Source organism: Leeuwenhoekiella parthenopeia (genome assembly GCF_020782115.1).
Taxonomy (GTDB): Bacteria; Bacteroidota; Bacteroidia; order Flavobacteriales; family Flavobacteriaceae; genus Leeuwenhoekiella; species Leeuwenhoekiella parthenopeia.
In genome coordinates this window covers 1-13,419 of sequence record NZ_JAJGMW010000040.1, presented here as the reverse complement: position 1 = coordinate 13,419, position 13,419 = coordinate 1, and the positions used below count along the sequence as shown (strand labels likewise).

Annotated in this window: 10 protein-coding genes; 3 read left to right on the top strand and 7 right to left on the bottom strand. The window is 40.4% G+C overall.

Annotated features, from left to right (window positions below; genetic code table 11):
• Positions 1 to 298 precede the first annotated feature (298 nt).
• The 5 genes from LLW17_RS18560 to bla all read right to left on the bottom strand — a co-directional run bounded on the left by LLW17_RS18560 (position 299) and on the right by bla (position 8,457).
• Positions 299 to 877, bottom strand: a complete 579-nt coding sequence (locus LLW17_RS18560; RefSeq protein WP_228231792.1) for a HEAT repeat domain-containing protein — start codon at positions 875 to 877, stop codon at positions 299 to 301.
• 437 nt (positions 878 to 1,314) lie between these two features.
• Entirely contained in the window at positions 1,315 to 3,900 is a 2,586-nt protein-coding gene (locus tag LLW17_RS18555; RefSeq protein WP_228231791.1) for a TrlF family AAA-like ATPase, read from the bottom strand.
• 329 nt (positions 3,901 to 4,229) lie between these two features.
• Positions 4,230 to 5,768 (bottom strand): rhomboid family intramembrane serine protease, encoded by a 1,539-nt coding sequence (locus LLW17_RS18550; protein WP_228231790.1) that lies wholly within the window; start codon positions 5,766 to 5,768, stop codon positions 4,230 to 4,232.
• A gap of 107 nt (positions 5,769 to 5,875) precedes the next feature.
• On the bottom strand, positions 5,876 to 6,460 hold the full coding sequence (locus tag LLW17_RS18545; RefSeq protein WP_228231789.1) for a hypothetical protein: 585 nt from the start codon (positions 6,458 to 6,460) through the stop codon (positions 5,876 to 5,878).
• Between the two features lie 1,250 nt (positions 6,461 to 7,710).
• Complete coding sequence (bla, locus tag LLW17_RS18540; RefSeq protein WP_228231788.1) at positions 7,711 to 8,457, bottom strand: subclass B1 metallo-beta-lactamase; 747 nt, start codon at positions 8,455 to 8,457, stop codon at positions 7,711 to 7,713.
• A 568-nt stretch (positions 8,458 to 9,025) separates the two neighbouring features.
• On the opposite strand from bla, the gene LLW17_RS18535 reads away from it, so the two are divergent.
• From LLW17_RS18535 to LLW17_RS18525, 3 genes are all read left to right on the top strand, one after another.
• A complete protein-coding gene (locus tag LLW17_RS18535) occupies positions 9,026 to 9,271 on the top strand; it encodes a DUF6364 family protein (protein WP_228231787.1) in 246 nt (81 codons plus the stop codon).
• Positions 9,268 to 9,681 (top strand): type II toxin-antitoxin system VapC family toxin, encoded by a 414-nt coding sequence (locus tag LLW17_RS18530; protein WP_228231786.1) that lies wholly within the window; start codon positions 9,268 to 9,270, stop codon positions 9,679 to 9,681. Before LLW17_RS18535 ends, LLW17_RS18530 begins: the two co-directional genes overlap by 4 nt.
• Before the next feature lie 333 nt (positions 9,682 to 10,014).
• Positions 10,015 to 10,902: an SMP-30/gluconolactonase/LRE family protein gene (locus LLW17_RS18525; protein ID WP_228231785.1), complete on the top strand. Its 888-nt coding sequence runs from the start codon at positions 10,015 to 10,017 to the stop codon at positions 10,900 to 10,902.
• A gap of 27 nt (positions 10,903 to 10,929) precedes the next feature.
• Here LLW17_RS18525 and LLW17_RS18520 read toward each other — a convergent pair whose 3' ends face one another.
• On the bottom strand, positions 10,930 to 12,264 hold the full coding sequence (locus LLW17_RS18520; RefSeq protein ID WP_228231784.1) for a Gfo/Idh/MocA family protein: 1,335 nt from the start codon (positions 12,262 to 12,264) through the stop codon (positions 10,930 to 10,932).
• A 190-nt stretch (positions 12,265 to 12,454) separates the two neighbouring features.
• The gene (locus LLW17_RS18515; RefSeq protein ID WP_228231783.1) at positions 12,455 to 12,907 is read right to left on the bottom strand and encodes a hypothetical protein; all 453 of its coding nucleotides are present in this window, start codon (positions 12,905 to 12,907) and stop codon (positions 12,455 to 12,457) included.
• Positions 12,908 to 13,419: the final 512 nt, after the last annotated feature.

Below are 13,419 nucleotides of genomic sequence, written 5' to 3'. Positions count from 1 at the left end.
TTACCGTTGTCGAACTCCTTTAAAATTTTTGCAATCTGTGTAGGTGTGAATTTACTGCGTCTCATACTGTTTAAAATTAAGAATTATTATACTTCTAAACAGTTCGGTTTTAGGGGAAGCTTACATTCCCAGGTGCCCTTAAAGTCTTCCTCTGAAAAATACATGGAATCATCCTGTGTTAAGGTTACAGACTTATCCTTGAGGTTTACTTCTAAGCAGGACTGAAGTGTAAACAGTATAATGAAAAGGGCTATCCCTCCTTTGCAGATTCTAATGCTCATAATCGCAAGGATTTAAATTAAAGCGTATTCAGGATTTTCAGGGCTAAAAGACGCACCTCAGGATCCTTATCATTGAGGGCGATACCATTTAGGGTAGGTGTAAAGGTAAGTTTGCTCACCGCTGCCTTACGCACCTCAGGGTCTTTATCCTGCTGCGCAACTGCGCCCAGTGTAGGCTGAAACGTGAGCTTGCTTACCGCCAGCTTACGAACCTCCGGGTCTTTATCTTGTTGAGCAACTGCGCCTAATGTAGGCTGAAAGGTAAGCTTGCTTACCGCCAGTTTGCGTACTTCAGGGTCTTTATCTTGCTGCGCAATTGCGCCTAGTGTAGGCTGAAAGTTAAGCATACGTACCGCCTGCTTACGCACCTCCGGGTCTTTATCCTGCTGCGCGATAGCCCCCAAAGCAGCCTGCGAACTCATTTTACGGACCTGAAGTTTACGTATTTCAGGATCGGGGTCTGTGCTGACCGTATCTGGTGCGGTGTGGGTAGTTGTAGTGGTCTGTACCGAAGAATGATAGCTTACTTCATAACCACAACCGCTGCTCAGCAAAGCGGCCACTACAAGGAACAGGAAGGCTTTTAAAGATTTCATTGTTGATTTTTTGATTGATAAAGTTTAAAAATACTAAAAGACTGATTATCAAACCAGAAAAAAATGTAGTAAATACATTCATTCCTCCAGAGGACTATCAAACCGGCGGAAGAGCTCTGGGTATGCGCTACGCTATTTTAAAAAGCAGGATTTGAGGAAGCATTCTGCTGTGGGGCAGGTTAAAGGGGCTAAGCTGAGGCAACCGGTTTAAAGCCAACAGCCAATTAGGTAGAGCTTGTAAAAAAACACAAAGCCCTTTCCGTTTGAAAAGGGCTTTTTTATGGGATGGATTTAGGGTTTTGGGAGTTAATGGTTAATGGTTAAGTGGGAGTTTTATACTTTACTCCACCAGTCACAGACTGGCAGGAACGGGGCAGAGATATAATCTTTTACAATTTTGGCTTTAGCGATTTGCAAATGTGTATAGCTTTGAGCGTTTATTCTATTGCAATCGCATATTTCCTTTCTCTTTGTTTGAAAGCTTCATTTCCACCTTCAAGTATCTCGCAAACATGTTCTTTAATACCTTTAGAATCTAGAGTAATCTTTACGGAATCATCAAATTCACGTGAGTTTTCTAAACTGCCAGCAACATATTGAAATTTAATTCCGTTTTTATTGGGCGAATCATTTCCATTTTGATTTGCAACTATTATTAATTCTGAATCTGAACCAACTACAATATTCGGATTATGAGTTACAAGTATAATTTGGCGTTCTTTTTTCTTTTTAACTAAGTATGTAACTAACTCCTTATAAATAGCTCTGTTATCTAAATCATCTTCAGGTTGGTCAATTAAAATCGGACAATCTTTATTACTAAAATCAAGCAGAAGTAGAAGAACAACAAAAGCCTTTTTACCTTCTGACATTTGATTGAAAATATCATCATAAATTATTTCGTACGATATTTCAAAGAAGTTGCTTGCCATCAACTTTTGACATAGTGAGTTATGACTGTATTGACCTTTGAGAGTGACATTTTTTTCTAAAAGTTTATCAAAGAGTTGGTTTACCGAAGTAAAATAGTTTTCGTTAGTTTCTAACTCAACTCCGACTATCTTTTGACCGTGATAACTTTGTTGATTAACGCTACTGTTTAGCAAATCTTTGTATGAACGCTTATTAAGTTTAGGAGATGCTTTGATTTCGAGTTTACCTCTTGAAACGCTCAAGTCCTCTTTAAAAGCTTCAATTTTGTTTAAGTATTCACGGTGAGCATCCTTGATAGCGTTTTTAAAGGATTCTATTTGTTCTTTAAGTTTATCAACTTCGCCCTTAATTAAAAGTATGTCAGCAAGCTTGTCTTTTTGAATTTTCAACTTTCTCTCTACTTCCCTGTACTGAGTATTATTTTGAAAAGCTTCCAAACCTTTAACATAAATAGGAGTCTTATCTATTTCGTTAATTGCTTCTTCATTTTCTTGTCTGACAGAAGAGTTGATGCCTTGAATTTTATCTATTTCAGCTTCCCATTCTCGCTGAAATTTTACTCTTAATTCATCAAATTTTCGCCTGATTTCCTTTCGGTTATCCTCGGAAATTGAAACGAGTTCAAAATCAATTTCTTTGTTGATAAAAAACTTTTCTTTTAGATTTTCAATTCTTGATATTTCATCTCTTAAAAACTCATTAGATTTTGACAAAGAGTCTTTTTGAGTTCTTAAATTAGAATAATTTTCCAAATCATCCTCGGAAATTTGAGATTTGCTTTTAAGCTCAGCTAACTCTTTTGTTAGCTTTTCAATTTCAGTTTCAATTCCTTTTCTATCGCCTTTTTCCTTCAATAAATTGAGTCTTTTGACTAAATCTTCTTGTAACTGAAATATTTTATTGACCTTATTGGTTATTTCAGTACTGTTTTCGCTATTAAAGGTTTCATAGTTTGAAATCAGCTGATTTTTCAAACTGTCCTGTTTTATAATACTTCCTATAAGGTTATCAAGTTCTTTATTCTTATTTCTTGCTAATGTGTACATATAGCTTTGTGGAAAGTATTCAATGTCTCTTTTGTCATTTACAGTTCCATCTTTCCATGTAACAACTAAGTTGGATATGACCTCATTTACAAAATTTATATATTCTTCATTTCCGTATTTTACTTCTTTATCACTATTAAGCTTTTTTGCTATTGCACCTAGTAGGATTGATTTACCAGTTGAGCGACCACCGATAATTGAATTTAAGTTTTGGTTAAAGTAAATAGTTTGTGAATGGAAGTCACTATGTGATATTTTGACTGAATCGATTACTTGATAACCCGCTTTTTCGTGAGGTTTTAATGCTTGTATTCTTACTCGTTGTTTTGGTTCGTAAACAACTTGTTTCAATCCTTCAAATGTTGTATCAGCTTTAATCCAACAATTTTCTTTAATGATATACTTTTTGATATTATGGTTATCAGAACATATAATCATTGGAATATGCTTCTTTATAGCAGGGAATACAACATTTAAGTAACCTTCTTTATCTTCGGGTTTACCCAGTTCGTAAAAATCAACACTTTTAGCAATCAATGTTTTCTGAGCTTCTCCGTGTGGTAAAGAATGGGTTATATTTTCAACTGTATTTGATTTCTCACCAGCGTGAATACTTGTAAGACCACCTAATTCTTCAATAAGTTTAATTGTGGTTTCGAGATTACAAAAGACCTCATTAATTTTCGCTCCTTCTCCTTTAATCTTTGAGATATTCGTTTTATTCTCAATTTGTCCCCAAATATGAGTTAAGTTGCAATCTTCTGAGAAGATTCCAATAAAGTGTATAGGTGCTCGACCTCTGGAATCAGACAAAAACTCGATTCCAGGTAGAACTGTTATTCCCTTAGCTCTTCCCAAACTTTGAAGTTCTTTAATTCTTTCAACGTCCATAACGTGGTGGTCTGTTATAGCCACTACAGAAATGTCATTTGCATGAAGAGTATCTATAATTTCTTTATTAGTTACAGAGTTATCTCCATAATCATATGATGAAGGTGTATGGAAATGCAAATCCCATTTTCTCCACTCTGAACCTTTCTCCATTCTTTCCATTTTTATTCAGTTCGAGCTTTAACTAAAAACAGCTTTTTGCCTTTGGTTTATACTTTTGCACAAACCAAATCTGCGTTTGTGTGGTTGGCTTCCCATAGCTTGTAACTAATGATTTTATCAGCTACAAACAAATTATTAACTTCAATCACTATCGGAATAATAGCCGTTTCTATCAAAGTCATAAATCTACCACATCCCCTACACTAAAAAGTAAGGAAATCTGTAAAAGCCTGTTTTTAAATGCTATTTAGGGGAAAAACACCCGTATTCAGACCTTAGGAAGCTTCATCTGTAAATCAGGTTTTAAAGCATAAAACAGGCTATCCTGCTTTTTTTATCAGGTTTTCTTTATCAAAAGCGATCAATAGTACGCCCAGGACAAAGCCGCTAAGGAGTCCGCCTACATGCGCTGCGTTATCAACACCGTCTGACAGGAATCCCGTAACCAAACTTACCCCGGCATAGAGAACCAGCAAGCCCCAGGTTAATGCCCGTGTTCTTATTGTATAAATCCTAAATACGGTAAAAGCTAAAATCAACCCATAAAGCCCAAAAATGGCACCCGAGGCACCTACACTTATGGTATGCTCGTGCACTACTATACTTGCCAAACCTGCAAGCACCCCACAAGCTATAAAGCTTAGAATCAGTTTGATTCTCCCTAATATACTTTCCAGTAAAATAGCACCAAATACCAGTCCCACCATATTCATAAAGAGATGTATAAAACCGAAGTGAATAAAAATAGATGTAAAAAGCCTCCAGTATTCCCCCTGTACTACTTCCGTTTTTCTAAGCCCTCCCAGATCTAAAAGTTCGGTTCCTGTAGGCGAGACGAAACTTATACCAGAAAAAATCATCACTACAAAAACTCCAATGTTTACAAAGATTAAAATGGCCGTTCCTCCATTGGATCCTAACGGGTTTAAAAAATTCAGAACAGCTCTTAGATCATCATCTTTCAGGGGTTTATTCGCTTTAAAATCACGCAGGGCCTTTTCATCAATTTTGGAATACAGTATCAGCAGCAGTATTACGAGAAGACCTATACCAAAGGAGCCAAACACCCAGAGTAAGGTGTCACCAAATCGTTCTTCAAACTCATCCGTTTTAGGAATCAGAATAATTTGTTGGGTTTCAGCTGCATTGGGGTTTGCATTTTTAATCGCTTGCATATAGCCATCCCAATCGTCTGAATATCCTACTTTTTCAAAATAGGATACATCCTGAAAATAATAGCTGGCAAAATTCCTTTCCGAATAGTTTAGGAAATTGCTAAACCAGGCATTCTGCTGCGTAGTTGTACCCGTATTGCCGGTACTCTCGTTGTATTCAACGCCATACCATATATTTTCGGCATTTTTAAAAGGGCAGGCCAAATACAAAAAGAAATTGAGCCGGTCATTTCGTTTTCCCGATGTTCGTGCAGTGGCATAATCTACACGTGCATCTTTGTTTACCCGAAAATTGTTGATTTTAAAATATTTTTCAGCCCCGTGACTTTTAATCTCGCTTGCATTTTCAAGGGTGACCAGGTCAAATGCAGCTTTTTTAATATACTGCTGGCTTATAACAATAGGAGCAACTATAGCAAAAATCATTAGAGCACGAATACCTGAACGTCCCCTGTCTGTATCTTTAAGTTTTAAAATTCTTATTGGGCGCCTAAGCCAAATCAATACGGGCAACACCGGAATTATAAAAGGGATCCAGATGTCGAGCAGTTCTTCTTTTAATGGAATCACACCAAGCCTGATATCAAAAACCCATCTGAAGAGGTTATAAAAAAGTATGGTACAGATGGAGACTACTACAAAGGGGAGGTAGATTTCCTTTAATTTAATTCTGAAGTCTTGCAATGTCACATAGGTTATTGGTTCTGCAAAATAAGGGTTTGCTTAAACTGTTTTACCGTTTAGATTTCGTTTTATTCAGCTTCTGATATCCATGAAAAATATTCCGCTTTCTAAACCAACGTGCTCAGGTATACGATTCCAAAAATCCAACCCAAATAAAGCAGGGTATACGTAAATGAATGCAAAATTGACAGGAGCAGATTTCCATGGGTTTTATTCGATTTGGCAAATACCAGTTTTAAGGCTCTAAAGAATACCCAATACAGCATCAGGATGATGATAAACAACGAAAACCAAAACAAGGCCTCCAGGAGCAGCATCAATACAATTAAAGCCAGGGTCATAACAATCCATAAAACAATAGATAGCAGGAGGCCGCCTATACCTGCTCCCAAATCGGCGTCCGGGGTTTTAAAAGTTCCGTTGATATCGTAAGCAAAAAGATCACCGGTTTTATAGCTCTTGTATTTGGGAAAATCATCCTGAAGACCCACGCCTTTATACAGGCCATAAGCCATAAATAGAAACAGAATCAAGCCAATTATGGAAAGTGAAAGATAAAGATTGGCAGTAACTGCGCGATTATAATTGATTCCGGTTAACCATACTGTTAGAAACGTAGCCAGTATTACCAGTATCGAAACTACAAATACGGTTTTGCCTTTTAGGTAATTTTTCTTTGGTATCCTGTTCATTAGGTTGCCTAATTTAAGGCATAAACTCAAAAACCAGAAGCCCGCCAGGGCTTCCCTGTTTTTGGTTTTGTGCCCTTGTGTACACAAGAAAGGGGTATTAGATCTGTTGCGCGTGCAATTTTAAATTGGGTGAAGGGCAGCAAGCGCTATCTAACGGCACTACGTATTAAATATACGGGGTATTTCCGTATAATTTTTACGGAAACCCATAAAATTTCACCTTCAGGCCTACTTTCCTGAATAATGCTCTGCATTAGGGTTGCAGAGGCTTATAAAAACCCGGGGCTTTTTTTGATATGGGAATGAGTGGTGGTTGAAGTGGTGGTTTTGTTTTAAGTGCTTGTAAACTTCCTGATGTCGGTTTGTGTGTTTATAGGTTCTATAGTTTGTTCCTTACTTTTCTTTAGCTCGCTGTCGCTTATTGGTTGTGGATCTCGTGAACCTCGTACCTCGGTTTGCCTGTCCAAAGAAACCCTTCGACTAGCGCTCAGGGCAGGCGAACCAAAAGAAAGGAGCCTTTTTTATCTGTATCTCCTATTGGTTTTGGTCAGATATAATGTGCCTATGATAATTTGAGTTTTCAATTGTCATTATTCTCAGGCAAATTTCTTAGGTATTTTTGCCCTAAGGGGCAAAACCGCAACAAGTCCTCTAAATTTTCTCCAAGGCTTCGAAAATTTTTAACGGGGACTCCTTGCTATACTGAAGAAAAAGAAGGCTAAAGAATTGAATTCTTAGTCTTGAATAAAATACTAGTTTAAAGGTAGCGACAGATAAAGGGAACTTAGGTTTTATTAAAAAGCCAATTAATACGTCAGCACCGGCCTATCAGAAGGTTCGCGTTAAATTTGCGGTGAACGTAGCGTGGCAGGCGGTTCTGTTTGAGGCCAGCGGCCGAGTTAAGCGCATGCAGCGCAGTGAACAAAAAATTTAGAGAACCTTCTGTAAGCCTTGATTTTTTGGTTCTTTTGTATCAAGACAAAAGAACAGAAACGCTAATTGAAGTTCTAGGTTTGTTTTAAGTAATTCGATTTCAAAGCAAAAGAAAAAACATCAGGAAATAACACTTAAAACCTGCGCCACTAAACGTAGTTAAAAACTCAAGGCAGCAAGGCTTATAATGAGGAAAAAGTCTCCCTTTGAAAGGTGATTTAAAGGGATGTTTTAACGCGTTTTATTCTGAAAACATCACATCCCCAACCCTCACTTCAAAGGAAGGGAGCTGCTTTCCTTAATTGAAATGCGATGGTTTATTTTTCAAAAAGCCCAATCGTATAATCAAGCAACCCGCTATCACCGGGATCTCCGTGACCGGGCACTACGATTTGCACATCGGGATAGGCGGCTTTTACCTTGCGCACCGTGTCTGACCAGCTGTCGGTGTTGGCATCTTCCAGATTGCCTTTAGAGGCACCTACAGCTTTGATAAGGCAACCGCCAAAAAGTACGTGTTCACGGGCAAAATAGCCCACTACATCATCGGTCGTATGGCCTTCTCCAAAAAACCGGGCGGTGGCTTTTTGATCTCCCACTTCCAAAACAAGCAGATCATCAAATGCATGTTGCGGCACCACATAGCCCTTTTCCTGAGCCAGAGCTATGGTTTTGCGGTGCGCATAAGACAGAATCTTATGCGCGTGAAAGGCCTGCAATCCACCCAGGCAATCGGCGTGAAAATGCGTGGGGATCACCGCCTTCACTTTGGCCTGTAAGCTATCTTCAATCCAGGTAATGAGTTCGTACGAACCCGCATCGTCAGTAGGCGTGTCGTAGACAATCGTCTCGTTTCCATCACGAACTATAAGACCGTTACATGCCACATTGCCAAAATCCCGGGTTTGAAAAAAGGAGGTATGCTGAAACGTGTTTTCGGAAAGGCGGGTGATGACAAGCCGCTCAGATTGATAGATGATTATGGGATCTGAAGAATAGGCCTGTTGAAAACCAAACAGCGATAAAAAACAAAATAACAAACCAAATTTGAAAGCGGCAGGCATAGTACTGGCAAGGAATTAGCGTAAAACAAGGGTGACTGCTACCCGAAGATAGCGGGAGCAAAGATATCTTTTTATCAGCTCCGAAAACCGTCAGTTTCGAGCCAAAAGTAGAGCATCCCCCAAGCAAAGGCTACTCAAAGCCTAGGATAGAGCATCAGAGAGTATGAAAATGAGAGCTCAAAACTCAAAATTGCACATTTTGTTAACATTTAAGGAAGACTTAAAACAGGCGCAAAGACGGCACTCGGATCTGAACTCTAACCTGAGGTTACCGTTTAGAACTAAACCACCTCAACGTAGTATAACCTTTGGCTAAACCCCTCAAATGAGGTTTTGCCCTTCGGAACTTGGTATAACAAAAAAACGACCGGTAGTACCGGCCGCTAAAAGGGTTTTATCAAAAACCTAATGATTTGTGATTTTGAAATTAGTAAAAATTCCTGATAGCCTGTTGAGGAATTCCTTAAAAGTAAGGCCTGCGATTTCTTATAGATTGTTACAATCAAAATTCAGAAAATAGCAAATCTTACGTAATAATTAATTATTTTTACACGTAAAATAATGAGCTGTGGACAAAAAACTCACTTTAAGCCTGAATGAGAGCGTTATCAACGCTGCAAAGCGTTATGCAAAATCAAACAATACCAGCCTTTCAAAACTGATAGAGTCTTATTTGGGTTCACTAACCCGAAACGATAAACAAGAGGTTGAAATCACACCATTGGTTAAGAGTCTCAGCGGGATCATCAACCTGGATGAAGGTTTTGATGAAAAAGATGCGTACACCGATTATTTATTAGAAAAGTACAAATGAAACGCCTTCTAATCGACACTAATATTGTCATTGATATACTCTCCAAAAGAGATGGCTTTTATGAAGATGCAGCCGTTTTATTCTCCCTGGGAGATCGAAATCAACTTCAGCTCACGATATCTTCACTAACCCTTGCCAACACCAATTATATTCTTACCAGGTTAACATCAGCCAAAGAATCCCGTGAAATCCTCAGAAAATTTAAGGTTTTGGTTGAAGTTTTAAGTCTTGATGATAAAATCACCGAACTGGCTTTAAGTGATGAACGTTTTATCGATTTTGAAGATGGTTTGCAATACTATTCTGCCCTTGAGAACCAAATTGACGTCATTATCACCCGAAACAAAAAGGATTTTAAAAATTCAAAACTACCGGTACTCACCCCTAAAGAATACCTGGCTAAAGCCTGATTCAGTTAGTGATTTGCAGGTATTCATAAAGTCCTGCCAGTTCTAAAGAGTCTAAAGTGGTTGCAAAGGTTTTGCGATGATAGTCGATACTTAATTCCTTTATTTTTAAAGTATCAAGAGTTGTGTTATTTATACGCAGCTATTTCCAATCCCAAATACTTCATTCCCGGTTTTAAAAAATAAGAGAGGTACTAAAAGTATGGGGTATTTAAGACCAAATGTCTTTCGTCTTTCGTCTTTCGTCTTTTCCACCAAATAAACCTTTCACCACTCACCTCTCACCTCTCACTCCCCCGCATTTCCCTATCTTTAGGATTCGAAAAACAACCCAGTATGCTTAAATCCATTCTTGCATTAACCGGTGCCATCCTGCTTTCCGCCTGTGCCGGTCAAAAACCGCTGATTAAAAACGGAAGCACACCAAGACTGCTCTCAGACCAATTCAGCTTTACCGAAGGCCCTGCGGCAGATGCTTCCGGCAATGTGTATTTTACCGATCAGCCTAACGACCGTATTTACAAATGGGATGCGACAACCGATAGCCTTTCGGTATTTATGGAAGGAGCGGGCCGCGCTAACGGACTCTATTTTGATGCTTCCGGAAATCTTTTGGCGGCTGCCGATAACCAGTCTGAACTCTGGAGCATTTCGCCCCAAAAAGAAGTAAGCGTTTTGGTCAAAAACTTTGAAAACAAACGCCTTAACGGACCAAACGATATCTGGATTGCCCCAAACGGCAACCTCTATTTTACCGATCCGTTTTACAAAAGACCGTATTGGGAGCATAGCGAAAAGGAAATCGAGGCCGAACAGGTATATCTTTTAACCCCGACAGGTGACCTGCGTATCGCCGCGACCGATTTTGTTAAACCCAACGGAATCATTGGCACTCCGAATGGAAAAACCCTTTACATCGCTGATATTGGCGCAAACAAAACCTATGTGTATACAATTGCCGAAAACGGTGATCTCACTAATAAAAGGCTGTTTACAGACCAGGGTTCAGACGGGATGACGCTGGATAGCAAAGGCAATGTATACCTTACGGGTAAGGGCGTGACCATTTATGATCCTAAAGGAACTCAGGTGGAACACATTCCCATTCCTAAAGACTGGACGGCCAACGTCACCTTTGGCGGAACAGACCGCAAAAGCCTTTTTATCACCGCCCAGCAGGCGGTTTACCTGCTGGAGATGAATGTACAAGGTGCACAGCGCTAATTTTAGAAAACCGGAAACCTTCAGGAATTACACCTTAGGCAGTTCCCAGCCGTTGTTGTAACGGGCACCCACAAGGGCGTCTGCCTCGGCGTCGTTAAACGAACCGCTCGCGGCATCCCAGTAGATTTTTTTACCGGTTTTATAGGCAATATTGCCCATATGTGCGGTGATGGCGGCAACGCTGCCGGTCTCAACTCCGCAGGCCAGCGCGCTTTTATCGTTGTTGCGTATGGCGTCTACGAAGTTTTTAGCATGCTTATCCAGGGCATTGCCTTCAGGTCTGATAAGCTCAATGCGGTCAATTTTGGTTTTCCACTCCCCGTCTACGCGTTGACCTTCCGGGATGACTTCCCAGCCGCCGCGGTTTACCACCAGCGTGCCGTTATTGCCTATAAACGCAATCCCTTCGGTACGACCGTAAGGCCCACCGTCAATACCGGTAGCATGTTCCCACAACAGGTTATAATTATCAAACTCATAAACGGTCTGAAGCGTATCGGGAGTTTCGGAAGCATCATCAGGGTAGGCCAGCTTTCCGCCGGAGGCGAGAATCGATTTTGGCGCTTTGGCACCCATCGCAAAAAGGGCAATGTCGAGTTCGTGCACACCCCAGTCGGTCATCAGACCGCCTGCATAATCCCAAAACCAGCGAAAGTTAAAGTGAAAGCGGTTTTCGTTAAAGGGACGCTCGGGCGCAGGACCCAGCCACATCGCATAATCTACTCCGGGAGGCGGAGTCGTATTGGGTTTTTCGGGTACGGGATTCATCCAGCCCTGATACGCCCAGCATTTTACAAGGCGTATTTGTCCCAGTTTACCCGATTGTACGTATTTAATCGCCTCATCATACTGCTGCCCGCTGCGTTGCCACTGCCCTACCTGCACCAGCTTGTCTGACGCGTTGGCGGCTTTGAGCATGACGTTGCATTCTTCAATACTGTTGGCCAAAGGTTTCTCTACATACACATGCTTACCCGCCTGCAGCGCATCAACCATATTCAGGCAGTGCCAATGGTCTGGCGTGCCGATGATGACGGCATCGATGTCTTTATTTTCGAGCATCTTGCGGTAATCGGTATAGACTTTTGGGGCTTTGCCGGTAAGTTCTTTGACTTCAGCACTACGGCGGTCGAGCACCCGCTGATCTACGTCGGCCAGAGCGACGCAGGTCACATTAGGCAGTTTTAAATGCGCCTGCATATTTGACCATCCCATCCCGTTACAGCCTATTACCGCAAAGTTCATAAGGTCATTGGCTCCAAAAATAGAAACCGGATTTGCCAATAATGACCCCGAAAGGCTTAAGCCTGCGGTAGCCAAAGTGGTTTGCTGTAAAAATTTGCGTCTGGGAAGCGTACTCATAGTGTAAAGGATTAAAATTAACCCTTACAATATAGTCAATTTTACTATATCGATTTCTTTGGAAATGGGTTTTAAACCTGATCTGCTTAGTATGAGGTCTCGGCTGCACTTCGACAAGCTCAGTGTGACACGCTCGACCTGACATTAGAATACCGATTGTGGCTGATTACGAACAATCTCTAAAAGCTATTTAATTCTTCGTTTTGGTATAACTCAAAAAATTACCCCGCGGTAAATACAGGAGTGTTAAGGAATCTTCGGTAAGCTTATCAATCGCATAATTCATCGTATCGCCTTCCTGAGTCAAAATCAGATATTGGGTGTCGGGATTTGACGGCTGTCCATCGGGCAACTGGTCTGCAATGCGCAAGGTATAGGTATCTGATGCGTCTTCCATACCTTCATACCCCATTAGCAGCTGCTCATCGGTCACTTCCAAATACGATTTGGAATCTTCTGTACTCACCCAGACTCCCTGCAATTGCGCCAAAGTCGCGTCTTCCCGGGTTTCATAAACGGGTTCATTTTGACTGCTAAGCGTATCGGGGGCTGTAGTTTGAATATCTTCTGTCCCGGTATCCTTTTCGGTGGACGGTTTACAGGAAAGTATAAGAACCGCAAGTAAAATCAGGTAACGTATCATCAGTGGGTATTTTGAGTTTCTACGAAACTAGTTTATTAGGACAAATGGGAAGGTATTTTTAACTAAGATAATAGCTGTAGTCAGGAATGGATAAGCTTAAGGGAACTATAATTTGTCCTTTACTTTTCTTTGCTTGTCCAAAGAAAAGTAACAAAAGAAAAGACACCCTCGCTTAGGAATTTTTCGCCTTAGGGGCGAAAACCGCCTTGTCAGCTCCGCGTCGCTATCGCTCCTGTCCTTCGGAGCTGCCTGCGGCTATTCTGAACCGAGGGGTCAAAATTCGTTTAACGATATAAATAATCATTATTTCTTGAATAATGGCCTACAAGAAGGTATCGTAGTGCAGAGCGTTATACCAACAAACTGCTTATTAAAAAGTCTTTACTGTACTTCCCTAAATAGCGTTGACCGTTTTTAGGTTATTATTTCATTGTTAAAAATAGTCATTATTGTTCTTTGTGGGATAGCCAACAAAGAACACTGTTTTTCAAAGGCTACTGGGGTCATTTTCT

Bases quoted from the DNA above. Each gene is read 5' to 3' on its own strand.
- LLW17_RS18545 (WP_228231789.1), bottom strand. From the start codon at position 6,460: ATGAACAGGATACCAAAGAAAAATTACCTAAAAGGCAAAACCGTATTT.
- LLW17_RS18530 (WP_228231786.1), top strand. From the start codon at position 9,268: ATGAAACGCCTTCTAATCGACACTAATATTGTCATTGATATACTCTCC.
- LLW17_RS18560 (WP_228231792.1), bottom strand. From the start codon at position 877: ATGAAATCTTTAAAAGCCTTCCTGTTCCTTGTAGTGGCCGCTTTGCTG.
- LLW17_RS18555 (WP_228231791.1), bottom strand. From the start codon at position 3,900: ATGGAGAAAGGTTCAGAGTGGAGAAAATGGGATTTGCATTTCCATACA.
- LLW17_RS18525 (WP_228231785.1), top strand. From the start codon at position 10,015: ATGCTTAAATCCATTCTTGCATTAACCGGTGCCATCCTGCTTTCCGCC.
- LLW17_RS18515 (WP_228231783.1), bottom strand. From the start codon at position 12,907: ATGATACGTTACCTGATTTTACTTGCGGTTCTTATACTTTCCTGTAAA.
- bla (WP_228231788.1), bottom strand. From the start codon at position 8,457: ATGCCTGCCGCTTTCAAATTTGGTTTGTTATTTTGTTTTTTATCGCTG.
- LLW17_RS18520 (WP_228231784.1), bottom strand. From the start codon at position 12,264: ATGAGTACGCTTCCCAGACGCAAATTTTTACAGCAAACCACTTTGGCT.